This window comes from Photobacterium aquimaris (assembly GCF_002954455.1).
Classification (GTDB): domain Bacteria; phylum Pseudomonadota; class Gammaproteobacteria; order Enterobacterales; family Vibrionaceae; genus Photobacterium; species Photobacterium aquimaris.
The window spans coordinates 160,660-184,810 of the sequence record NZ_MSCC01000001.1 but is presented as its reverse complement, the minus strand read 5'-3'; the positions used below and the strand labels follow the sequence as shown (position 1 = coordinate 184,810).

Here is a 24,151-nt window from a genome sequence, read left to right as displayed (position 1 = left end):
TCACTTTAAAAAACCATCATCAACCATGAAGGTTATTACTATTTTATTAATAGGTATAACAACAATTAGCGTATTGTTGTCTTCGATGACGAACAAGATTGATCCCAGACACCATCTTCAAGTTGACCCAATAATTCTGGGTAGTCTTGGCGATTGAATGTTGGTACTTTTCCAAGTGATAATTGCTTATTGTAATCTTGAGCTAACTTAATCACCGTGCCTGAAAGCAATACTATTGCAGCCAAGTTAATCATTGCCATCATCCCCATTGAAATATCAGCCATCGCCCACACTGTTGGTAGATCAGCCAGTGCACCAAACATCACCATGCATAGCACTACCATTCGAAAAACATTTAGCCCAACTTTATGATTGCGTTCTAAAAAAATCAGGTTGGTTTCGGCATAAGAATAATTGGCTATTAATGAGGTAAATGAGAAAAAGAAAATCGCAATCGCAATAAAAATACCGCCCCAATCACCGACTTGTGAACTAACTGCTTGTTGGGTTAATGCAATGCCAGTAATACTACTATACGGTTCATATTCACCTGACATTAAAATAATTGCCACGGTTGCAGAACAAATAACAATAGTGTCCATAAACACGCCCAGCATTTGCACATAACCTTGCGAAGCGGGATGAGGAGGGTAAGGGGTTGCAGATGCTGCGGCATTAGGTGCTGAGCCCATACCTGCTTCATTGGAAAACAAACCGCGTTTTAAGCCATTAATCATACCCTGAGCAATGGTATACCCCAACGCGCCAGAGGCTGCTTCTTCAAGCCCAAATGCACTACGAAAAATAAGCATTAATATATGTGGCAGTTGCTCGATATTAGTCAGCATAATAAATAATGCTAAACCAAGATAACACAGCGCCATTGTCGGCACTAAAATCTCAGCAGTTCGTGCAATTGCTCGCATACCACCAAAAATAATCATTCCGGTCAATACAACTAGCCCTAAACCAACATATTGTGGCTGCCACCCAAAGGCAACTTCAGTCGCCTGAGTGATTGAATTAGCTTGTACCGCATTAAAAACCAGCCCAAAAGCGATGATAAGAAAGATAGAAAACATCACTCCCATCCAGCGCATTCCCAAGCCACGTTCCATATAATAGGCAGGCCCGCCACGATAATTGCCATCATCGTCACGAGTTTTATACAATTGTGCTAATGTGCTTTCCGCAAAAGCAGTTGCCATGCCGAGCATAGCAATTAGCCACATCCAAAAAATAGCTCCAGGGCCACCCAGTGTTAACGCTACTGCTACTCCAGCCATATTACCAGTGCCAACTCTTGCAGCGAGACTGGTACATAAAGCTTGAAAAGAAGAAATTCCCGCCGAATCCGATTTGCGGCTATTTTTCATTACCGCAAACATATGCTTAAAATGACTAAATTGAATAAAATCAAGTCGATAAGTAAAATAAATGCCAATACCAATTAGCAAATATATCAATATCGAGCCCCACAATAAATCATTGATAAAGTTAATTTGACTGTTCAAATTGATGCCTTCACTGATCGATAAAGAATGGTATAAAGCCTAACTTACGCTGCTTTCTGTCGCGAAAAAGAACCCTGACGGTCACAACAATAATACCTTATAGATATTCGTTATGATTTATAATTAATTTAAGCTATAACTTTACTATTAAAGTATAAAACCTTTATTAAATAAAAATAATATCATTCTCATTATTTTTACAGTGTGTTACTTAATCCACTAATAATAAAAAAGCAATGATTACCGACCTTAAATCATCGATAAATCTTATGTTATAAGCAGCTCTGATAACATAACGTCCCCAAAGCTATAAAATCATTATTTAACACTATAACCGGCCAATATTTAACCTAATAATCACCATTCGTGACGTTATGCACATAAATATTTCATCTTTTAGTAACAAATGCGAAACGGTTCAATTTTATTGTGAGTCATTCTATGGTAATAAGTAATCTGATCGCTTACATCAAGCGAAAAGTAGGAATAGGTGCTTTATGGATAGCTTTGCATTCGACGATATGATGACTACGGATACAGTTTCACGCCGCTCTCGCGCAAAACCTGAGAAGAGAAAATGGCGTGAAATTGAAGCCTTAAAAGATCGTCAAAGACTGCGTCGAGAACTACAAGATATGGATATGTGCGGTAGTTTCAATAGTGATGATTTTGATTTTTAGTAACAACCATAATGGCCAGCTTCATTGCTGGCCGTTTTATTCTTGTAAGTAATATTTACCGCACGATTATAATTGCCAATCAATCGGCGTTTTATTCATCGTAACTAATAACGTATTGGTCGCAGAGAAGTGCTTGCAACCAAAAAAGCCACGATAAGCAGACAATGGTGATGGATGGGCTGAGGTCAGAACATGATGTCGGTTGGAATCTATTTTTTTACCTTTTTTCTGAGCATGGGCACCCCACAATAAAAAAATCACCCCTTCAGTATTATCATTAATATATTCAATAGCGCGATCAGTAAATGTTTCCCAACCAATTTTAGCATGGGAATGGGCGTTACCTTGCTCGACAGTTAATACGGTATTAAGTAATAACACCCCTTGCTCTGCCCATGACTGTAAATATCCCTGTTCAGGAATAGTAAATCCGTCAATATCAGTCGCCAATTCTTTATACATATTAGCCAATGATGGCGGTGTTTTTACACCGGGTAATACCGAAAAACTCAATCCATGAGCTTGATTTGGGCCATGATAAGGATCTTGACCTAAAATCACTACTTTGGTCGCCATTAGTGGCGTGGTTGTAAACGCGTTAAATATATCTTTCTGAGGAGGAAAAACCGTTTTACCTTCAGCGCGAGCAAGTGTCACTGCTTGCTCAATATCCTTAAAATACGGTAATTGTTGCTGCTGCTTGATAAATGCTTGCCAACTTGCTGTCATTAATTATTCCTCTGTTGCAAAACTACGTAACATCGCAATTTCATGCTGCCAGATATCAGGGTTAATGGTTTCTAATATTAGCGGCATATTATTAAATCGACTGTCTTGCATTAAGAAACGAAAACAGTCCCATCCAATCGCGCCCTCACCCAAACTATGATGACGATCTAAGCGACTGCCTAACTCACCTTTGGAATCATTTAAGTGCATCGCGCGTAAATATTGCATACCGACCACTTGATCAAATTCAGCAAAGGTCGCTTGTGTCGCTTCCATTGTTCGCAAATCATAACCAGCAGCAAAGGTATGACAAGTATCAATGCACACCCCGATACGTGATTTATCGTCTACTTGCGAAATAATTTCGGCTAAATGCTCAAAACGCCAACCTAAGTTAGATCCTTGACCGGCAGTATTTTCGATCACTGCTATCACATCATCAACTTGCTGATGGGCTAAATTAATTGATTCTGCAATTAATCTTAAACATTCTGTTTCAGAAATTTTCTTTAAATGACTGCCTGGATGAAAGTTCAATAAATGTAAACCTAATTGCTGACAACGCTGCATTTCATCAATAAATGCTAACCGTGACTTTTCTAGCTTGTCAGTTTCTGGCGCACCTAAATTAATTAAATAAGAGTCATGCGGCAAAATAGCATTTGCATCAAAACCAAGTTGCAGACAACGGGCCTTAAATGCCGAGATGGTAGCAGCATCTAATGGCTTTGCTTGCCATTGACGTTGGTTCTTGGTGAACAATGCGAATGCCGTTGCATTTATAGCCTTGGCGTTAGCTGGGGCATTAAACACACCACCAGCCGCTGACACATGTGCTCCAATTAATTTCATAATCACCCTCAAAAATAACCATCAAGCAACATATTAATAACGCTAATGTCACTCGAAAAAATTAACATAAAAACCCATATAAAATGACAACACATTCACCAATGGTATATAGGGATGGTATGAAATGTTGTTATTTTACAACAAAATAACATTAAAATTATTTTTTAAATTTACTAATTTTAGTTGATTCCCAGCTAAAATGCAGTTAGATTGACCTAGCTCAATAAAACAGCCTTATTATATTTAAGGTTTTTTGTAGTAACTTGATCTACATCAATACCCAAAAGTGCATTACGGGTTATATAATAGGTAGCTCAATACAAAAACGAATAAATTAACAACAATTTTCTTGGAGAAAAGTTATGATTACTGGTATTCAAATTACTAAAGCAGCAAACGATGATCTACTAAACTCAATCTGGATCCTAGATAGCGAGTCTAACGAAGCGCGTTGTGTTTGTGCGTCTGGCAACTACGAAGCTGACCAAGTTATCGCACAAGCAGATCTTGGTGACATTGAGTACCGTGAACTAGCTATCGAAGCTCCAGCAAAAATCGAAGGTGGTCAACACTTGAACGTTAACGTTCTTAAGCGTGAAACACTAGTAGATGCTGCTGCACACCCAGAGAAATACCCACAGCTAACGATTCGTGTATCAGGTTATGCTGTACGCTTTAACTCACTAACAACAGAACAGCAGCAAGACGTTATCGCTCGTACTTTCACTAACAGCCTATAATTTAGGCCTTAGTGCAAGTGTCTTGATTAGAGCAAGATGCTGCAATAAAAAAGGAGCCTTATGGCTCCTTTTTGTCATTCATGCTACGAGCAGACCTTATTTAGTCGGTTGTACCGAATATAAAATGTCCTTAATCGCAGTAAAATCATTATTAGCCTCTAATGAAAGTAACGGCATCGCATTATGTTTTGCGAGTGGCGCTGGTAACTCAATATCAGTCGCTAAAATATCATCAACCACATCTTTAAACTTCGCAGGATGTGCTGTACACAAGAACAGGCCTGTTTCATCCGCTGCTAATTGTTGCTCAAGTACATTGTAAGCAATCGCACCATGTGGCTCACACAAATAACCATCAGCATACATTTGCTTTAATGTTACCGCAGTTTGCTGATCATCAACCGCACCATAGCCCAATTGGTTTAATCCCCATCCTTTGAGCTGGCATAATTCTTCGATACGTGGCCAGTTATTAGGTTGACTAACATCCATTGCATTTGAAATCGTGGCAACGGTCGCTTTAGGGGCCCAGTCACCGGTTTTTAAATAACGCGGAACGGTATCATTAACATTGGTTGCAGCAATAAAACGTTTTACGGGTAAACCTAATGATTTAGCCAATAAACCCGCGGTTAAATTACCAAAGTTACCACTAGGTACTGAAATGACTAATTGTTCACGTTCCGCTTTAGGTAGTTGAGCAACGGCTTCAAAGTAGTAACAAATCTGCGCCATTAAGCGGCTAATATTAATTGAGTTTGCTGAATTTAAGCCAATATCTTCACGTAATTTAGCATCATCAAATGCTTGCTTGACTAACGCCTGACAGTCATCAAAAGTACCATTAATCGCAACCGTGGTAATGTTATTACCTAGTGTACAGAACATCTTTTCCTGTAATGGACTGATCTTACCTTTAGGATATAAAATCACGACCTTGATATTATCCATACCATAAAAAGCATGGGCAACCGCAGCTCCTGTATCACCAGAGGTGGCGGTTAAAATCGTGATATCAGTTTCACTATCTGCTGTTACTGCAGCTAGTGATTGCGCCATAAAACGGCCACCAAAATCTTTAAACGCCAATGTAGGGCCATGAAACAACTCTAACGCATACACACCGTCTTTTACTTTATTGATAGGTGCTGGGAATTGAAAAGCACTATCAACCATTTGACTAACGGTTTCTTCACTTAATTCATCACCGATAAAAGCAGAAAGGATCTTGCTACTACGAGTGACAAAATCCATCTCTAACAATGCATCAATATCGCTAAATTGAGGGAGTTCTGCTGGAAAGAATAGTCCTTGATTACGTCCTAGTCCTTGACGTACAGCCTGACCAAATGAAACCTGCTGTTGATGTTGTTTTAGATTATACAATTTCATGGTTATAACTCACTCCCTGTGACTTTTGCGCCTTGTTTATCAAGCTGACAAACATGAACAAAACCTTCATCATTTTGGACATAATTAGTGGTTAGCCACTTTGCTAACCGTTGTGCAACCTCAAGATTGGTACAGATGCTAAACATCGTCGGTCCAGAACCAGAAATACCGCTCGCAATAGCCCCAGCTTCAAGGGCATATTTTCGCGCTTGATTAAATTTAGGTAATAACTTTTCACGGTAAGGTTCAGCAACAACATCATGGATCATTTTTGCGGCAAGTAATGGCTGCTGAGAATGGCAAGCATGAATAAAACCTCCCAGATAACGTCCATGAGCAATCACATCTTGACGCCGATATTGCGCCGGTAAAATCGCGCGCGCTTCTGCTGTTGGCACTTTAATGCCTGGATAAGCCATTACCCAATACCAATCATCAAAACAAGGTACTGGTTGGCTAATAATGTCCATTTCTTGCACCATAAATTGCAGCCCGCCTAAGAAACAAGGGGCGACATTATCGTAATGAACACTACCAGACACTTCACCTTCCATCTCTCCCATTAAGGCCAATAATTCATTACTGGTTAACGGCTGTTGATGGTATTGGTTCAAAGCATCAAGCGCCGCCACAATCGAACAGGCACTTGAACCTAAACCAGAGCCAATCGGCATGTTTTTTTCTAGCGTTATGGCAACTGGTAGTAAAGTGATCCCCTTACGGTCAAGCTCACGTGCAAACACCTGCCAACAGCGATAAACAATATTTTGTTCAGCTTGTTGGGGTAACTTATCAACAAAAGCACCAACACATTGCAAACTAAATGCAGCCTTACCAGCGGCAACCTCAACTCGATCGCCCAGTAATGAACCATCAATAGGAGACACTGCGGCGCCTAAAACATCAAAGCCAACACTGACATTACCAATCGAGGCAGGAGCATAAACAACAACACTCATGTTAGATACCTCGCTTCCAGCCTAATGTACGCATCAGATCAGCAAACACACCTGCAGCAGTTACTTCAGTACCTGCACCATAACCACGTAACACTAATGGAAGCGGCTGGTAATAACGGCTGTAGAAAGCCAATGCATTTTCACCATCTTTAATTTTAAACATTGGATCATCAGGGTTAACCGCCACAATTTTGACATTGCAATTACCGTTATCAATTTCACCAACATAACGTAAGACTTTATCTTCTTTAGCCGCTTCAGCCGCTAATTCAGCAAAATAAGCATCTGCTTGTGGCAGTCGTGCCATAAATTCATCCACCGAACCAGAAGCATCAAAACCAGGCGGTAGCGCTTGTTCTACAACCACATCTTCAAGTTCTAATTCTAATCCGGCTTCACGGGCTAAGATCAGAAGTTTACGGGCAACGTCCATTCCAGACAGATCATCACGCGCATCAGGTTCAGTAAAGCCATTATTACGTGCAACTGTTGTCGCCTCACTAAAGCTCATACCTTCATCTAACTTACCAAAAATATAAGAAAGAGAGCCTGATAAAATACCTGAGAACCGCACTAATTCATCACCGGCTGCAAGTAAATTCTGCAGGTTTTCAATAACTGGTAGACCAGCACCGACGGTAGTGTCATACATAAACTTACGGTGACCAACACGCGCTGCTTGGCGTAATTGTTGGTAGTACGCCATGCTAGCAGTATTGGCTTTCTTATTTGGGGTAATGACATGGAAGCCCGCAGCTAAATAATCAGCATATTGTTCTGCAATGGTTTGATCAGAGGTACAATCAATAATAACCGGATTAATGATATGGTTATTTCGCACTAACTCAACCATACGCTGAAGCTGTAACGGCTCACTTACAGATCCCATCAGATCGCGCCAGCTATCAAGAACAAAGCCATTACTATCAAGCAATAAACCTTTACTGTTCGCCATACCACAGACGCGAATCACTATCCCTTTTTGAGACAGTTTTGGTTGTTGACGGTGAATTTGATCAATTAGCTCACCGCCAACGCCACCGACACCGACCACAAATACATCCAGTGTATGCTGGCTATTAAATAAGTTTTCATGACAGGCTTTAACCGCCTCTGAGACTTTATTTTGTGGAATAACCGCTGAAATAGCACGCTCAGAAGAGCCTTGAGCAATCGCCACAATATTGACATCAACTTCAGCTAGCGCAGTAAAGAAACGCGATGCTACGCCATGTGAGGTACGCATACCGTCACCGACTAAAGTTACAATCGATAAATCATCACTAAATTCTACTGGCTCTAATAAACCTTCTTTTAGTTCCAGTTCAAAACTAGCAATTAATGCTTTCTTAGCTGCAAGCTTATCGGCGGTTTCAATACAGAAACTAATGCTGTATTCAGAAGATGATTGCGTAATTAATACTACCGATACTCCAGCGGTAGACATTGCACCAAATACGCGTGCCGCCATACCGACCATGCCTTTCATTCCTGGACCAGAAACGTTAACCATGGTTAAATCTTTTAAGGTTGTAATTCCTTTGATATCCAGCTGATCTTCACCCGTATCTTGGCCAATCAGAGTGCCCGCACCTTGCGGATTAAAGCTATTTTTGATTAAGCAAGGAATATGGAATTGAGCAATCGGAGCAATGGTTTTGGGGTGCAATACTGATGCGCCAAAATAAGACAATTCCATCGCTTCTTGATAGCTTAATGATTTCAATAAACGCGCATCGGGAACTAAACGCGGATCACAGCTATAAACACCATCAACATCTGTCCAGATTTCACAACAATCAGCCCGTAAACAAGCCGCTAATACTGCAGCTGAATAATCTGAGCCATTACGACCTAATGTGACTAATTCGCCTTGACGATTACCAGCAGTAAAGCCAGGCATAATACAAACATGGTTAGCAGGTAAAGGGTTATTGCGGAAATTTTGAGTTGAAATTTCAATATCAACATGTGCTTCAAGGTAATCGCCTTCAGCATATAAATACTGAACCGGATCAATCAAACTTGCTGGTTGGCCTTTGGCTTCTAATAATGACTTCATTGCCAAAATCGATAACCGCTCACCTTTACTGATCACCTTAGCGTAAACATTATCAGGACATAATCCTAATAATTGAATGCCATGGACATATTGTTGTAATTGCTTGATCGTTGCAGCTAATTTGGTGGTTAATAGTTGTTGTTCAAAATGAGGTTCAAGAGCTTTAAGGCCATCAAAAAGATCATTAAAAACTGTTTCTAATGTCGTGATTTGTTGCGTCGCACTTCCTGTCTTTACCGCACTGTCAATCACCGCAACTAAGTTATTAGTGATTTTACCGGGTGCCGATAACACCACTGCAACTTCACCTTGTTTGGCATTACTGGCAATAATATCTGCCGCTCTTAAAAACCGTTCTGCATTTGCTAATGACGAACCGCCAAATTTAAATACTCGCATTCCCTAACTCCCGAGTGACTATCCTGAACTACTTGCTGTAAACAAGCATTACTCAATACTGATGAATTTAAATTGAAAAAAAAGCCCGCAGCTCTTTTATGAGTTGCGGGCTTGTTGTAATTCTTGCGCATATCAGCCCGCACCAACACCGTTAATGGTAATGGTCATAATAATGGTGATGATAGTAATACGGGATATATTTGCCATCGTTGCAATTTCTCTTTCACACGCTGTTACCTTACGATTACATGAATCGTAATATAGAGTCAATAAAGTTTTTACAATTATCACACCATAGCTACTTTTGAATTGTGCGTAACAGAGTGAATTAATCGTTTAAAAAAACAACAATAATATTTGCAGTCCGTTAACGAGCATTGCATAGTAATAAACAATAGAAGATAAAATTATCATTATTAAGGACGCGTCGATGAGTGCAGCCATGGAGTCACTGATAGCACATACTATTTTACAAGGCTCTGATGCAATGTTTGGCCGCTTTCTTGACGTCACAGCCGAAGCACAACAACGGTTTGAACATCAACAATGGGCACAGGTCCATCAAGCATTAAAAAAGCGAATAAGTTTTTATGATCATCATGTTGAATTAGTTACTAACCAAATTCAGATCATGCTTGGCGGGCAATATGCCAATCAAATCTGCCTTACTGCGGTTAAACATGCTTATCAAAATTTATTGGTTGACTACCCACGCTATGATATTGCAGAAAGTTTTTTTAACTCGGTATACTGCCGTATTTTCAAACATCGCAATATTAACCGTGATAATATCTTTGTTCATAGCTCGCAACAGCACCGAATTCCTACCTATCCCTGTACCTTAACCCGTCACTATCGCGTCCAAACAACTATTGCGGCGATGCTTGAAAGAATGTTGGATGATCAACCATTTACACTTGATTGGAGTGATAAAAAAGGCGATATTCAATTGTTGGTTTCTCACTTACAAACAGAGCTTAGTAATAAACTCGATCAACAACTCACCTTAGAGCAAATTCGTGAACCTTTTTATCGAAATAAAGCGGCTTATTTGGTTGGAAAACTGACACTTTCAAACGGTGAATCATTTCCTTTAGTACTACCTGTACTCAATCATGATGGGCTATTAGTGTTAGATGCGGGTATTTGTAACGTTAATGATGTCAGTGTTATTTTTGGATTTGCTCGCTCATATTTCATGGTTTACAGCCCCGCTCCTGCTTCCTTAGTGCGCTTTTTAGCCCAGCTATTACCCAATAAAAACTTAGCTGAACTCTACACCGCTATTGGTTGCCAAAAGCACGGTAAGACTGAATTTTATCGTCAATTTCTCGATCATTTAGAGCACTCAAACGATAAGTTTATTATTGCTCCAGGTATCAAAGGTATGGTGATGTCAGTTTTCACCCTGCCATCCTATGATTTTGTTTTTAAAATAATTAAAGATAAATTTGCGCCACAAAAAGACATTAGTCATCAAGCGGTAAAACAAAAATATCAATTAGTAAAAGAGCATGATCGTGTTGGTAGAATGGCTGATACGCAAGAATACCGTCATTTTAGTTTTCCACGGCAACGATTTAGTGACGAGTTAATTAATGAGCTACTCACAATTGCACCTTCGATTGTTACGGTCACTGACGATAACGTTATTATTGAACATTTGTATATGGAACGACGAATGATTCCATTTAACATTTATATTGAAACCGCTAACGATACTGACTTACGTCACGCAGTCAATGAGTATGGTTACGCTATTAAGCAGTTAGCTGCCGCCAATATATTTCCAGGAGATATGCTATTTAAAAACTTTGGTGTGACACGTCACAAACGAGTGGTTTTTTATGATTATGATGAAATTACTTATATGACTGAAATGAATTTTCGTACCATTCCAGCAGCGCGTTATCCTGAAGATGAAATGGCAGCAGAGCCTTGGTATAGCGTTGGCATCAATGATGTATTTCCTGAAGAGTTTCGTACTTTCTTACTTATTAATCCCAAAGTAAGAGCATTGTTTAATGAATTACATCAAGACCTTTTTGAGGCAAGTTATTGGCAGCATTTACAAGCCAATATCAAACAAGAGTTATACCCAGATGTTTTCCCTTATCAAAACAGTCATCGATTACACCTAACAATGGCTAAAGAATAATTTTATCGCTATTGCAATGGCTGATCATATTACGCTTAAATTGTATCAATCATCACATAATAAGCATCATCGCTCATATTTATCACTTATAACACTTTCTATTAGTACAGCATCACCTACTATTTAAAATAACGTCGTTATTAAAAAGGAGTAGGTATGACTAAATATTATTTAAGGATGATCGGCTTACTTACTTTTTTAGCTTTTTCTACCACGGTACAAGCAACGACCGCCATCAAGACCAGTCTAACTTATAATGGCGGTCAAAAATTAACATCCGGGTGGTTTCTATCATCACAATCACGCCAGCAACAAAGTTTTGATGTTTGGCAAATCGACAGTGGTTATGCTTATTCTGTCACTGACAATACCCAACTTTATGTCAGCACTCACCTAACAACCAGTACCGATTATCGACCAACATCAAGTGGCTTGACCTCTGGGGTTAAATATACCGTCTCACCACGCATCAGCATAAACAGTGCTATTACCTCAGAAACAATGAATAATAAAACCACATTAGGGTTAGAATTCGGCAGTCAATATGATGTATCCCAAAAGGTCAATGTACGTGCAACCGTCGACTATGCAGAACTGGAGCAAATTATTGAACTCGGATTAGGGTTCAGTTTTTAATACATTCAAGTCTAATGCCGCACTCGCTAAGATAACGCCATTCAAATCAGCATAAAGATAATCATTAGGATAAATTAGCGTTTCAGCAATATTTAATACTACATTGATCTCACCCATTTGACGCTTATCGGTTTTTATTGGACACGCAGCTAATGCTTTAACCCCAAGAGGTAATTGTGCCAACGTTGCTACATCGCGAATAGCACCATTAACAATAATACCTTGCCAGTTATTTTTTACTGCTAATAATGCCAATTGATCACCCAGTAATGCGCGACGACAACTACCATGACCATCAATAAACAAAACCCTACCATCACCTGCTGTTGATAATATATCGCGTACCAAACTATTATCTTCAAAACAGCGAAGTGTAACGATTCGCCCTCCAAATGGAGTATGACAACCATAATCAAGTAAGGTTAGCGGTAAAAAACGAATATCTTGTGGATAGTAATCACATAGATCAGGTAATAAATCCTTCATTAGCTTTTCCTCTATCACGAAAAAAATCAAAAAACAGACATATTTGACCGTATTTCTTAACAACAATAATAATATTGATTATTAGCTCTTTTTTATAAAAATCCATTTGCCTTAATCAGTGCCAACCTCAATTGATACTGTTACAATATTTAGATAAAGATGAACTATATGTTGTGTTTTTTATTATCATTAAGCTTAAATATTAGCCGCAGGTATCGAGTTTTGTATATTCTTATTACTATCACGACACTTTTTGTCTACTCTGATATAAAGGTTAACTAAACTTAGAAACATAACAACTGTTCTTCTCACTGTTTGATATAAATCAAAAAACATCCAACTAATAGGCATCAACTAAGCTCTCCACATTGTTAGCGAGCTGTTAAGTGAATACAATTGTCGCATTATCAGGGAGATTGTAGCCAGCACCCCAAGTTTTATGGGGGATTTCAACATCATTACGTTGTTGAATGAAAGGATGGTGTACCACATAGGTTGTAACAATAAAGTGTTTATTTAAAACATTTGTCCTATATGTGAATTTTTTTATAGAATTTAACTATTCTGTGGTTAACCAGATTTAGTTTCTGATATTAGGTACTGCCAAAATGCAAACCCCTCACATTCTGATTGTAGAAGACGAGCACGTAACGCGTAACACCCTAAAAAGTATTTTTGAAGCAGAGGGTTATACTGTTTTTGAAGCAAATGATGGCGCAGAAATGCACCAAATGCTTTCTGAAAACCCTGTGCATCTTGTTATCATGGATATCAATCTTCCTGGCAAGAACGGCCTTCTACTTGCACGTGAACTTCGCGAACAAGGTGATATGGCATTAATGTTCCTAACCGGTCGTGATAACGAAGTTGATAAGATTTTAGGTCTTGAGATTGGTGCTGATGATTACATCACAAAACCATTCAACCCACGTGAATTAACAATTCGTGCACGTAATCTATTAACTCGTGCAATGAACCAAGGTCTTCCAACTGAAGATAAAAAACTGGTTGAGCGTTATGAGTTCAATGATTGGTCATTAGAAATCAATAGCCGTTCTTTAGTAAGCCCTAGTGGTGAGCAATTTAAATTACCTCGTTCTGAATTCCGTGCATTACTGCACTTCTGTGAGAACCCAGGTAAGATTCAAACTCGTGCTGATTTACTAAAGAAAATGACTGGCCGTGAATTAAAACCACATGATCGTACTGTAGATGTAACTATTCGTCGCATTCGTAAGCACTTTGAATCAGTTGCAGATACACCAGAAATCATCGCTACTATCCATGGTGAAGGTTACCGCTTTTGTGGTGATTTAGGCGAAGAATAATTTCTTCTCCAATCAAACAGTGAAATAAAAGGCGACCATCAGGTCGCCTTTTTTATTATTCATTACTGTTGCTTTAACCACGTTTTTAGCACGTTAATATCATCTTGATAGCTGTATTTAATTTCATCAACCCAATCATTAATATTTTCCCACCACGCAGGTAATTCTGGTGATTGTGCTTTTTGGGCGACTTGCTGAATATGTTTAAGGCCAATAGAGCCTGCTGCCCCTTTTATTTTATGTGCTTCAAACTTAATCCCATCTTGATCCTTAGCCGTCATATTTGAATCTAAAATAGCAAGGTAATCAGGCATCATTTTTTCAAACATCTCAATACTGGTATAAACAGGTTCAGTTCCAACAATTTCAACGTACGAGGTTAGCATTTCCAAATCTAATAATGTATCAATCATGCTAACACTGGTGGTATCAACCTGATCGGTTTCATTATCAATTAAACCATCATCATCAAGCTCATGGCTGCAACTTAAAACCAAATTATCAATCACACTGGTAATCGCTTTTACCGTCAATGGTTTATTTAATACTTCATCCATGCCTTTATCGAAGTATTCTGTTTTGTCATTAACCAGATTGGCAGTTAATGCCACTAAAGCAGGAAGATCTTGATATTTTTTACGTAGTTGTTGAGCAATATCAAATCCTGTCATATCAGGCAATTGAATATCCAATAACACTAAATCGTAATCTTCTGGTCTAAACATTGCTAGCGCCTCATCACCACGCATAGCCACCGTCACTTCATGGCCTAATCGCTCAAGCAATGATTTCGCGACAACAATATTAAGTTCAATATCTTCTACCATGAAAATACTAAGTCCTGTCATTTCAGGACGCACTTCAGTAACTATGTGCTCTTCAACAACGGCATCAACCAAGGGCACGCGAATTTTAATAGTAAAGGTACTGCCGATGCCTATTTCAGAATGTACCGTGATATTACCGCCCATCAGCTGAATTAATTGTTGTGAAACAGCTAAACCAATCCCAGTACCAACTGCATGTAAATTATCATCCCCTTGTTGAACCTGATAATACATCGCAAAAATATTCTCAATTTCAGCCTTAGGAATACCAATACCGCTGTCTTCGACTTCAAAAATGATTTCAGCATCATGCTGATGAATTTCACTACTGACCGATAATATCACTCCACCCTGCTTAGTGAACTTGGTCGCGTTACCAATTAAATTCCACAACACTTGGCGTAGACGAGTACTATCGACCTCAATATTTTTTGGTAATGCCGTTAAATATTCCAGGTCAAATCGTAGCCCTTTTTGCTCAGCCATTAATTGTGAAATATTGCCAATATCTTCAATAAACTCATGGAAATCTAATGGCTGAGGCAATAGCTCTAACCGACGACGATCTGATTTATCTAAATCAATAATATCGTTGAAAATATTACCTAAAGTGATCGCACTAACATGGACAGTACGTAAATAACCACGCTGCTCATCAGTCAGTTCTGTTTCTAATAGCATTCGGCTTAAGCCAACAATACCATTAAGTGGTGTACGTAATTCATGACTAATGGTTGAAATAAATGCCGTTTTATCACTGCTGGCTTTTTCTAGCGCGTCTTCATATTTTTTACGCTCAGTAATATCACGCCCAAAGCCCATCAATCCTAAACGTTTGCCATTGCGGTCATAAAGAGGCACTTTACGAAGTTCAAATAATGCTTTTTTACCATTGGGATAATCAAGCCACTGCTCATCAGTCATCGCAGTATTAATATCAAATAATTCTTGGTCAGTTTGAATAATACGTTTAGCAACTTCCGCAGGATAAACATCCCATGGTGTTAGTCCAACCAACTGTTGTTCACTTTTACCCACCAACTCTGCCATCGCGCGGTTACAGCCTGAAAATTGATTCTTTTCATTACGATAATAAATTAAATCAGGCGACGCATCTAAGAACGACTTCAATAAAGCACTTTTTTCAGCAACCGCAACTTGCGCATTTTCACGGTGATAAACTTCATTTTCTAAATCTTGTATTGCTTCTTCAAGCGCTTCTTCCGCTTTTTCGCGTTCTTCAATCTCAGAGTTTAAGCGAGCAATATTGGCTTGTAACTGTTGATTGAGTTCCATGTCGCGGGCGCGCATTTGTTCTAATTTAGTCACTAACTTAGCTAAGCGTTGGCGCGAGTCTTCTAATTGATCAACGACTACCGACAGAAAATAAACTGCCCAAGGAGTAATAAATAAACCAAAGGTTACTGAGCGAATAATTTCAACATCGCGCATACTGCCTTGCAGCAAAAAGGTGACACCAATCTGTACCACCATAGCTAGCGCAACTAACGCAGCTGCTAATAATAAACTAAAACGAAAAATACCTAATTTGACTAAAAGATCGACATAAAACTGGGCTAAAATTTTGACTTGTTTCATCAATGAATACCAATAAAAAAACCACCTCGCCACTATGGCGAACACTACTGCTTATCATAATCTCTCTCACGGCTTGTGCCTAAACTAAAGCTGTAAAGTTTTATTGCGGCGCACAAAAAAGCCTACTTCACGTAGGCTTCATTTAAGCATGACTATTTAATATCGGTAATTGATAAATAAATGGATTACCTAAGGCACTGCCTTGCGCACCTTGTTTATCTAAAATTCGTCCAATTTCAGTCATCGCTAACCAGCGATTTTCACACCACATCGGTGCCAATAACGTTGGTCGGCGAGCACTTGCAGCAACGCGATGATAAACTACCTCAGGCGGTGTTAATTGAATCATTTCACTAGCGATATCCGCATAATTTTCCAGACTAATAGCCTCTAATCTTCCAGCTTTAAATGCCTGTCCCATTTTGCTGCCTTCAACAATATGCAACGGATGCAATTTAATTCCATCAACACCGACTGCGACCACTTTATTTAATGTTTGTAGATTATCAGCCTTAGTATCGCCTGGCAGTCCTACTATTAAGTGGGTACAAATCTTAATGCCTAATGCTCGAGCACGTTGGGTAATCTCAGCATAACACGCAAAATCATGACCACGATTAATACGCTTGAGGGTTTTATCATTAGCCGTTTGTAAGCCTAATTCTAACCAAATCTCATAGCCTTGCTCAACATATCCAGCCAGTAAATCTAATACTGCATCTGGTACACAATCAGGGCGAGTACCAACACAAAGACCAACAATATCAGCCGTTGTCAGTGCTTGCTCGTACATTTTTTTTAGCGTTTGAACTTCAGCATAAGTACTAGTATATGCCTGAAAGTAGGCAAAATAACGCTTAGCGCGATGCACCTCTCCAGCACGAGCAGCTAATTGTTGTTGAATCGGCACGAACTGATTCTTTTCGTCAGCAAATGAAGCAACATTACAAAATGTACAGCCACCACGGCCAATAGTGCCATCTCGATTGGGACAACTAAAGCCACCGTGTAAGGTAAGTTTATGGACTTTTTCACCATAACGGTGTTGTAAATCTTGCCCAAAAGTATTGACGAGTTGATGCAATTGCATGGTATTACCTAGCGTTTAAAACAATGAATAATCTACGTCAGCGCAGATCAATGTGACAAAGGAGCCGCAACATAGCATTAATCATCATTATGAAGGTTGTGCTAAAACAAAAACCCATAATTAACCGTAATCTTAGTCGTTAAATATGCTTCATTTATGCACCATAATTGTTAATTTTTATTGGTAATTAATGTATCAAAATTGTAGGATGGTTACACTTGTGTGCAATTTATAAACAAAAAAAGCCCTGTAATTACGTTGTTTTGCGGTGATTTCTATGGCTTTTACATCATTAATAATGTGTTTTGTAACTATTAATCGTAATACAACAGAATTAAGTTTGTGAATGGCGGGTGTCATTATCATAAACACACCATCAGTGATGCAGGACAGGAGTCCATCTCAATGCTAATTGGTAGTGATAATAAATTAGGGATAACCAAGTCTTAGGAATATGGCTTGATGTAACTGGAAGGATGTATCTATGACAGCTCAAGAGCTTAATGCTCAGGGACTTTATGTGCCTGAATTAGAGCACGATGCCTGTGGTATCGGCTTTGTTGCCCACCTTAAAAACCGTAAATCTCACCAAATTGTCACTCAGGCTCTCGATATGCTGGCACGTATGGAGCACCGAGGTGGTCAAGGCTGTGATCCTAGCAGTGGCGATGGTGCCGGTATTTTACTGCAAAAACCCCACGAATTTTTATTAGAAGAAACCGTTAAACTTGGCATTAAATTGCCTACGTTTACCCAATACGGTGTTGGAGTAGTATTATTTCCAAAAGATGAACACAAACGTCAACAATGTCGCGATATTCTCGAGCGTAATGCTAAACGCCTCGATCTAGACGTTATTGGCTACCGTGTATTGCCCGTTGATAATTCAATGATTGGCGAAGATCCTCTTAGCACCGAACCTCAGTTTGAGCATGTTTTCATTACCGGTGGTGCCAACTTAGATCCTGCTGTATTAGAACGTAAACTGTATGTATTACGTAATTATACTGTGCGCGTTTGTTTAGAAAGCGTGTCGAATATTGGTGATGATTTCTACATCAACTCATTATCATATAAAACCTTAGTCTATAAAGGTCAGTTAACCACAGCGCAAGTACCACAGTACTTTCTTGATTTACAAAACCCAGCAATGGTAACTGCGTTAGCATTAGTCCATTCACGTTTTTCGACCAATACCTTTCCACGCTGGCGCTTAGCGCAACCTTTCCGTTATATCGCCCATAATGGTGAAATTAATACCGTTCGTGGCAACCTTAATTGGATGAAAGCTCGCGAAGCTATTCTTGAATCTGATTTATTCAGCCAACAAGAGCTCGATATGCTACTGCCTATTTGTCAGGAAGGCAGTTCAGATTCTTCTAATTTTGATATGGCACTAGAGTTATTGGTACTTTCAGGACGTAGCTTACCGCATGCACTAATGATGTTGATCCCTGAAGCATGGCAAGAAAATACCAGCATGGATCCTAAGCGTCGTGCTTTCTACCAATATCATGCCAATATTATGGAGCCGTGGGATGGCCCAGCATCCGTCTGTTTTACTGATGGTGTGCAAGTCGGTGCTACCCTTGACCGTAATGGTCTCCGCCCATCGCGCTATACGGTAACTAAAGATGATTTTCTGATCATGGCATCAGAATCAGGGGTGGTAAAAATTGAACCTGAAAATGTTCAGTTCCGTGGTCGTTTGCAACCGGGACGTATTTTTGTCGCCGACCTTGAGCAAGGGCGTATTATTTCAGATGAAGAAGTCAAAGATAGCATTGCGACCTCACAACCTTATGAGCAATGGATCAAAGACAACCTACTGACGCTTAAAACACTGCCTGACGCTGATAACATGTACCACCAGCCAACGCCAGAACGTTTATTGCATCATCAACAAGCCTTTGGTGTCAGCTCAGAAGAAGTCAACGATATTATTGTGCCATTAGCCAATACTGGTTATGAACCACTAAGTGCAATGGGTGCCGATTGGCCATTAGCCGTGTTGTCACACCAATCACAGCATCTATCTAATTACTTTAAGCAGCTTTTTGCGCAGGTGACCAATCCACCAATCGATCCTATTCGTGAACGGATGGTGATGTCACTTAATACCTACTTAGGTAAAGATCAAAACCTGCTCACAGAAACGCCAGAGCACTGTCATAAAGTAGAGCTTGAATCACCTGTTCTTTCCAATGCTGAATTAGAAAAAATTCGCGCGATCGATAATGAACATCTGCAATCAAAAACATTGGATATTGTGTTTCGAGCCAGTGGCGAACAAGGCAAACTTGATCGGGCGCTAAAACGTATTTGTCAGTATTCAGAAGATGCGGTTATTGATGGCTACTCGATCATTATTTTGACTGATCGCGCGGTTAACTCTAACCATGCAGCTATTCCTGCAATGCTTGCTGTCGGCGCGGTTCATCACCATTTGATCCGTAAAGGTCTACGTGCCAAGTGTGACATCGTGGTTGAAACTGGTGACGCACGTGAAACTCATCACTTTGCTACCCTTATCGGTTATGGTGCTAACGCCATCAACCCTTATTTGGTCACTGAAACACTGGTTGATCTGCAACATAAACGTAAGCTTGATCCACAACTACCGACTGATACCTTATTTGATAACTACCGCAAAGGGGTTAACGGTGGACTGCTGAAAATATTCTCTAAGATGGGTATTTCAACACTGCAGTCTTACCATGGTGCGCAAATTTTTGAAGCACTTGGTATCAGTAAAGCGGTGGTTGATAAATACTTCACAGGTACTGTGACTCGAATTCAAGGTCTGACTATCGATGATATTGCTCAAGAAGTGTTAGTCCGTCACCGTGTCGGTTACCCTACTCGTGAAATTCCAGTACAAATCCTCGATGTCGGTGGGGTTTATCAGTGGAAACAACGTGGTGAAAAACACCTGTTTAACCCTGAAACGATCTCATTACTACAACAATCAACCCGTGAAAAAGATTACGCGCAGTTTAAGCAATACGCTAAAGCGGTTGATGATCAAGGTGACAACGCCGCCACGCTTCGTAGTCAATTAGATTTTGTCAGTAATCCAGCAGGTGCAATTACACTTGATGAAGTAGAGCCGATTGAAAATATTCTAAAACGTTTCGCAACTGGAGCCATGAGCTTTGGTTCGATTTCTTATGAAGCTCACTCTACCCTCGCGGTTGCCATGAACCGAATTGGCGCTAAATCTAACTCCGGCGAAGGCGGTGAAGATCCAATTCGTTTTGATAAAAAAGACAACGGTGATTGGGAACGCTCGGCAATCAAACAAGTTGCATCTGGTCGTTTTGGGGTTACCTCTTACTACCTTACCAATGCGGCTGAACTGCAAATTAAAATGGCCCAAGGCGCAAAACCCGGTGAAGGTGGTCAGCTACCCGGTGATAAAGTTGATGATTGGATCGGTGCGACCCGTCACTCAACCCCTGGCGTTGGTTTAATTTCACCGCCGCCTCACCACGACATTTATTCCATCGAAGATTTAGCCCAGCTAATCTATGATTTAAAAAATGCTAACCGTGCTGGCCGTGTTAACGTCAAACTCGTTTCAGAAGCAGGTGTCGGTACCATTGCTTCAGGTGTTGCCAAAGCCAAAGCCGATGTGGTGCTAATTGCAGGCTTTGATGGCGGTACAGGTGCATCACCAATGTCATCGATTCGTCATACTGGTTTACCATGGGAACTTGGCTTAGCCGAAACTCACCAGACGCTACTAAAAAATGGTTTACGTAACCGAATTGTGGTGCAGTCTGACGGCCAGATGAAAACACCACGCGATCTTGCGATTGCAACCTTACTCGGTGCAGAAGAATGGGGTGTCGCTACCGCGGCATTGGTTGTTGAAGGCTGCATCATGATGCGTAAGTGTCATAAAAATACCTGTCCTGTTGGTATCGCAACTCAAAACAAAACTCTACGTGAGCGTTTTGATGGTCGCGTAGAAGACGTAGTAACTTTCTTCCAATACATGGCACAAGGTTTACGTGAAGTGATGGCTGAGCTTGGTTTCCGTACCATTGATGAAATGGTTGGCCAAGCGCAGAAACTAAAACTACGTGATGATATCGGTCACTGGAAATACAAAAATCTCGATCTTAGCCCGGTACTACACATTCAACCGCCACGTGCTGAAGATGGTATTTATAACCAGCGTCAGCAAGATCACGGTCTAGAGCAGGTGCTTGATCGCACCCTGATCCAACTGGCGCAACCAGCACTCACCAAAGGTGAAGCAATTACAGCACAACTACCGATCATCAACACTGATCGTAGTGTCGGTACCATGTTATCCAATGAAATATCTAAAGTGTATAAAGATCAAGGCTTACCACTGCCAATGACGGTTAAGTTTAACGGCTCTGCAGGTCAAAGCTTTGGCGCATTCTTAGCTAAAGGGGTGCAATTTACCGTTGAAGGCGATGCTAATGACTACTGGGGTAAAGGACTTTCAGGTGGAACATTAGTGCTTTACCCTGATAGCCACTCAGACATTATTGCCGAAGATAATATTGTGGTTGGTAATGTGTGTTTCTATGGTGCAACCTCGGGTGAGTCTTATATTCGCGGCCTTGCTGGTGAGCGTTTCTGTGTCCGTAACTCTGGTGCTAAAGTGGTTGTCGAAGGTGTTGGCGATCATGGCTGTGAATACATGACCGGCGGTATCGCAATCATTCTCGGTCAAACTGGACGTAACTTTGCAGCTGGTATGAGTGGTGGTGTTGCCTACGTGTGGGATCAATTTGGTGACTTTGAAACCAAACTCAATGCTGAATTAGTCGACCTCGACCCTATCGAAACTGAAGATAAAGCACTGCTACTTGATATGTTAACCAAACATATTGAATTAACGGGTAGTACGGTTGCAGAGCTGTTCTTATCTAACTTTGAGTCTAACCTCAGTCAGATGAGAAAAGTGATGCCAAGGGATTACAAAGCCGTATTACAACAGCGTCAAGCTGCCGCTCAAAACAAGGAAACGTTGGAGGCCATCAATGGGTAAGCCTACGGGATTTTTAGAATTTGGCCGCGAACTGCCAAGTAAGTTAGATCCAAGTGTTCGTATTCAGGATAACAAAGAGTTTGTTCTTAACGAGGAATTTGGTGAAAAAATCCAAGAACAATCATCACGTTGTATGGATTGTGGTGTACCGTTTTGTCATAACGCTTGTCCAATCGGTAACATCATTCCTGAATTTAATGATGCGGTTTACCGTGATAGCTGGGAAGAAGCGTGGAACATTTTAAGTTCAACCAATAACTTTCCAGAATTTACCGGTCGTGTGTGTCCTGCCCCTTGTGAAAGTGGCTGTGTACTTGGCATCAATCAAGATCCAATTACTATCTGTAATATTGAAAAAACTATTGTTGAAACCGCTTATCGTGAAGGTTATGCCAAACCGAAGATCCCTCGTTCACGAACCGGTAAAACCATTGCCATTATTGGTTCTGGACCTGCTGGCTTATCTGCTGCTGAACAGCTAAACAGCGCCGGTCATAGCGTGACAGTGTTTGAGCGCGATGAAAAAGTCGGTGGCTTACTGCGATTTGGTATTCCCGACTTTAAGCTCGGTATGGATATCATTGATCGTAAAATCGATCTAATGGCGCAAGCTGGGGTCAAATTTGAAGTCAATGCCCATATCGGGGTCGATATTAATGCTCAACAATTACGCCAAGAATTTGATGTAATTTTGCTAACCGGTGGCTCGACCGTACCGCGCAATTTACCGATTCCGGGGCGCGAGCTTAATGGGGTTCATTTTGCAATGGAGTTTTTAGCGCAAAATAACCGTCGTGCCAATGATATGGATCTCAAAACCGCAGAAATTTATGCGCAAGATAAGCATGTAGTCGTCATTGGTGGTGGTGATACTGGTTCTGACTGTGTTGGGACCTCTAACCGTCATGGTGCAGCAAGCATCACCCAAGTTGAGATCATGCCATTACCGCCAGAAAAGCGCCCAGCTAATCAGCCATGGCCATCATACCCAATGATCATGAAAACATCGACTTCGCATGAGGAAGGCTGTGATCGTTATTGGAATATTCTCACCAAAGAGTTTATTGATGATGGTAACGGCAATGTCAAAGGGCTACGGATTGCAGATATTGCTTGGCAAGACGCCAAACCTGGTGAAAGACCTAGCTTTGAAGAAGTGGCAGGGACTGAGCGAGTGATCGCTTGTGATATGGCATTTTTAGCGATGGGCTTTCTTCACCCCGAACCAACGGGTGTGTTAGCGCAATTGAATATTCAACTCGACGAGCGCGGTAATGTTGCCACGGACGATTTTGCCACTAGCCAAGCAGGCGTATTTGCCGCTGGCGATATGCGAACAGGACAATCACTGGTAGTGCGCTGTATTAACGAAGGTCGCGAATCAGCACGTGCCATTGATAGTTACCTGATGGGCAACTCAAATCTCGAAGCAAAAGCGGATTCACTGATGCTTTCGTAAATTTTATTGTTACGAGATTCTACTAAAATAAATAGCCAGCTTATCAACGCTGGCTTTTTTATTGCTTACAGTGCAGAAGATTTTTCCCCGCCATGCTTTATCACATTAACCGCGACTGACAACCAAATTTACTGCTATTTTAACCTTAACAACCAGTCATTATGGCTTTATTTTACCAACGAAAAACTTACAACAGTAATGAATATAAT

The 24,151-nt window shown here is 40.4% G+C and carries 16 protein-coding genes and 1 other annotated feature; of the genes, 7 read left to right on the top strand and 9 right to left on the bottom strand.

The annotated features are described in order from the left end of the window. Positions 1-65: 65 nt before the first annotated feature. Positions 66-1,514 carry an alanine/glycine:cation symporter family protein gene (locus BTN98_RS00710; RefSeq protein ID WP_060997632.1) on the bottom strand — a complete coding sequence of 483 codons (1,449 nt, stop codon included), beginning with the start codon at positions 1,512-1,514 and terminating at the stop codon, positions 66-68. A gap of 497 nt (positions 1,515-2,011) precedes the next feature. On the opposite strand from BTN98_RS00710, the gene BTN98_RS00705 reads away from it, so the two are divergent. After that, positions 2,012-2,194, top strand: a complete 183-nt coding sequence (locus tag BTN98_RS00705) for a DUF3545 family protein (protein ID WP_060997631.1) — start codon at positions 2,012-2,014, stop codon at positions 2,192-2,194. A gap of 66 nt (positions 2,195-2,260) precedes the next feature. On the opposite strand, the gene ung is transcribed toward BTN98_RS00705, so the two are convergent. Continuing rightward, positions 2,261-2,923, bottom strand: a complete 663-nt coding sequence (ung, locus tag BTN98_RS00700) for a uracil-DNA glycosylase (protein ID WP_060997630.1) — start codon at positions 2,921-2,923, stop codon at positions 2,261-2,263. Between the two features lie 3 nt (positions 2,924-2,926). After that, positions 2,927-3,775: a deoxyribonuclease IV gene (nfo, locus tag BTN98_RS00695; RefSeq protein WP_060997629.1), complete on the bottom strand. Its 849-nt coding sequence runs from the start codon at positions 3,773-3,775 to the stop codon at positions 2,927-2,929. Positions 3,776-4,137: 362 nt separating this feature from the next. Between nfo and grcA the strand changes: the two genes are divergently transcribed. Next, on the top strand, positions 4,138-4,515 hold the full coding sequence (gene grcA / locus BTN98_RS00690; RefSeq protein WP_060997628.1) for an autonomous glycyl radical cofactor GrcA: 378 nt from the start codon (positions 4,138-4,140) through the stop codon (positions 4,513-4,515). A 96-nt stretch (positions 4,516-4,611) separates the two neighbouring features. Here grcA and thrC read toward each other — a convergent pair whose 3' ends face one another. Genes thrC through thrA form a run of 3 tightly spaced genes read right to left on the bottom strand, consistent with a single transcriptional unit; the run spans position 4,612 to position 9,327 of the window. Then, on the bottom strand, positions 4,612-5,907 hold the full coding sequence (thrC, locus tag BTN98_RS00685; RefSeq protein ID WP_060997627.1) for a threonine synthase: 1,296 nt from the start codon (positions 5,905-5,907) through the stop codon (positions 4,612-4,614). Between the two features lie 2 nt (positions 5,908-5,909). Continuing rightward, positions 5,910-6,866 carry a homoserine kinase gene (thrB, locus tag BTN98_RS00680; protein ID WP_060997626.1) on the bottom strand — a complete coding sequence of 319 codons (957 nt, stop codon included), beginning with the start codon at positions 6,864-6,866 and terminating at the stop codon, positions 5,910-5,912. Position 6,867: 1 nt separating this feature from the next. Continuing rightward, the gene (gene thrA / locus BTN98_RS00675; RefSeq protein ID WP_060997625.1) at positions 6,868-9,327 is read right to left on the bottom strand and encodes a bifunctional aspartate kinase/homoserine dehydrogenase I; all 2,460 of its coding nucleotides are present in this window, start codon (positions 9,325-9,327) and stop codon (positions 6,868-6,870) included. A 74-nt stretch (positions 9,328-9,401) separates the two neighbouring features. Further along, positions 9,402-9,525: a sequence feature (Thr leader region), on the bottom strand. Positions 9,526-9,757: 232 nt separating this feature from the next. Between thrA and aceK the strand changes: the two genes are divergently transcribed. Both aceK and BTN98_RS00665 read left to right on the top strand, forming a co-directional pair. Continuing rightward, positions 9,758-11,485, top strand: coding sequence for a bifunctional isocitrate dehydrogenase kinase/phosphatase (gene aceK, locus BTN98_RS00670; protein WP_060997624.1), 1,728 nt, complete (start codon positions 9,758-9,760; stop codon positions 11,483-11,485). Between the two features lie 156 nt (positions 11,486-11,641). Next, positions 11,642-12,121, top strand: a complete 480-nt coding sequence (locus BTN98_RS00665; RefSeq protein ID WP_082732127.1) for a hypothetical protein — start codon at positions 11,642-11,644, stop codon at positions 12,119-12,121. Here BTN98_RS00665 and BTN98_RS00660 read toward each other — a convergent pair. Next, the gene (locus BTN98_RS00660; RefSeq protein WP_060997622.1) at positions 12,104-12,607 is read right to left on the bottom strand and encodes a putative 4-hydroxy-4-methyl-2-oxoglutarate aldolase; all 504 of its coding nucleotides are present in this window, start codon (positions 12,605-12,607) and stop codon (positions 12,104-12,106) included. The two genes, BTN98_RS00665 and BTN98_RS00660, sit on opposite strands and share 18 nt — an antisense overlap. A gap of 608 nt (positions 12,608-13,215) precedes the next feature. Here BTN98_RS00660 and arcA point away from each other — a divergent pair. Next, positions 13,216-13,935, top strand: a complete 720-nt coding sequence (gene arcA, locus BTN98_RS00655) for a two-component system response regulator ArcA (RefSeq protein ID WP_060997621.1) — start codon at positions 13,216-13,218, stop codon at positions 13,933-13,935. 62 nt (positions 13,936-13,997) lie between these two features. On the opposite strand, the gene arcB is transcribed toward arcA, so the two are convergent. Both arcB and mnmL read right to left on the bottom strand, forming a co-directional pair. Continuing rightward, positions 13,998-16,361 carry an aerobic respiration two-component sensor histidine kinase ArcB gene (arcB, locus tag BTN98_RS00650; protein ID WP_060997620.1) on the bottom strand — a complete coding sequence of 788 codons (2,364 nt, stop codon included), beginning with the start codon at positions 16,359-16,361 and terminating at the stop codon, positions 13,998-14,000. Between the two features lie 142 nt (positions 16,362-16,503). Then, positions 16,504-17,451, bottom strand: a complete 948-nt coding sequence (mnmL, locus tag BTN98_RS00645) for a tRNA modification radical SAM protein MnmL/YtqA (protein ID WP_060997619.1) — start codon at positions 17,449-17,451, stop codon at positions 16,504-16,506. A gap of 484 nt (positions 17,452-17,935) precedes the next feature. Between mnmL and gltB the strand changes: the two genes are divergently transcribed. Together gltB and BTN98_RS00635 are read left to right on the top strand one after the other, a co-directional pair. Next, positions 17,936-22,483, top strand: coding sequence for a glutamate synthase large subunit (gltB, locus tag BTN98_RS00640; RefSeq protein ID WP_060997618.1), 4,548 nt, complete (start codon positions 17,936-17,938; stop codon positions 22,481-22,483). Further along, positions 22,476-23,942, top strand: a complete 1,467-nt coding sequence (locus BTN98_RS00635) for a glutamate synthase subunit beta (RefSeq protein WP_060997617.1) — start codon at positions 22,476-22,478, stop codon at positions 23,940-23,942. Before gltB ends, BTN98_RS00635 begins: the two co-directional genes overlap by 8 nt. The last annotated feature ends 209 nt before the right edge of the window (positions 23,943-24,151 follow it).

Excerpts from the sequence above, each read along its gene's own strand:
- ung (WP_060997630.1), bottom strand. The coding sequence starts at position 2,923 with ATGACAGCAAGTTGGCAAGCATTTATCAAGCAGCAGCAACAATTACCG.
- grcA (WP_060997628.1), top strand. The coding sequence starts at position 4,138 with ATGATTACTGGTATTCAAATTACTAAAGCAGCAAACGATGATCTACTA.
- aceK (WP_060997624.1), top strand. The coding sequence starts at position 9,758 with ATGAGTGCAGCCATGGAGTCACTGATAGCACATACTATTTTACAAGGC.
- thrC (WP_060997627.1), bottom strand. The coding sequence starts at position 5,907 with ATGAAATTGTATAATCTAAAACAACATCAACAGCAGGTTTCATTTGGT.
- BTN98_RS00705 (WP_060997631.1), top strand. The coding sequence starts at position 2,012 with ATGGATAGCTTTGCATTCGACGATATGATGACTACGGATACAGTTTCA.
- arcA (WP_060997621.1), top strand. The coding sequence starts at position 13,216 with ATGCAAACCCCTCACATTCTGATTGTAGAAGACGAGCACGTAACGCGT.
- mnmL (WP_060997619.1), bottom strand. The coding sequence starts at position 17,451 with ATGCAATTGCATCAACTCGTCAATACTTTTGGGCAAGATTTACAACAC.
- BTN98_RS00660 (WP_060997622.1), bottom strand. The coding sequence starts at position 12,607 with ATGAAGGATTTATTACCTGATCTATGTGATTACTATCCACAAGATATT.
- BTN98_RS00635 (WP_060997617.1), top strand. The coding sequence starts at position 22,476 with ATGGGTAAGCCTACGGGATTTTTAGAATTTGGCCGCGAACTGCCAAGT.
- gltB (WP_060997618.1), top strand. The coding sequence starts at position 17,936 with ATGACAGCTCAAGAGCTTAATGCTCAGGGACTTTATGTGCCTGAATTA.
- BTN98_RS00665 (WP_082732127.1), top strand. The coding sequence starts at position 11,642 with ATGACTAAATATTATTTAAGGATGATCGGCTTACTTACTTTTTTAGCT.
- thrA (WP_060997625.1), bottom strand. The coding sequence starts at position 9,327 with ATGCGAGTATTTAAATTTGGCGGTTCGTCATTAGCAAATGCAGAACGG.
- nfo (WP_060997629.1), bottom strand. The coding sequence starts at position 3,775 with ATGAAATTAATTGGAGCACATGTGTCAGCGGCTGGTGGTGTGTTTAAT.
- thrB (WP_060997626.1), bottom strand. The coding sequence starts at position 6,866 with ATGAGTGTTGTTGTTTATGCTCCTGCCTCGATTGGTAATGTCAGTGTT.
- arcB (WP_060997620.1), bottom strand. The coding sequence starts at position 16,361 with ATGAAACAAGTCAAAATTTTAGCCCAGTTTTATGTCGATCTTTTAGTC.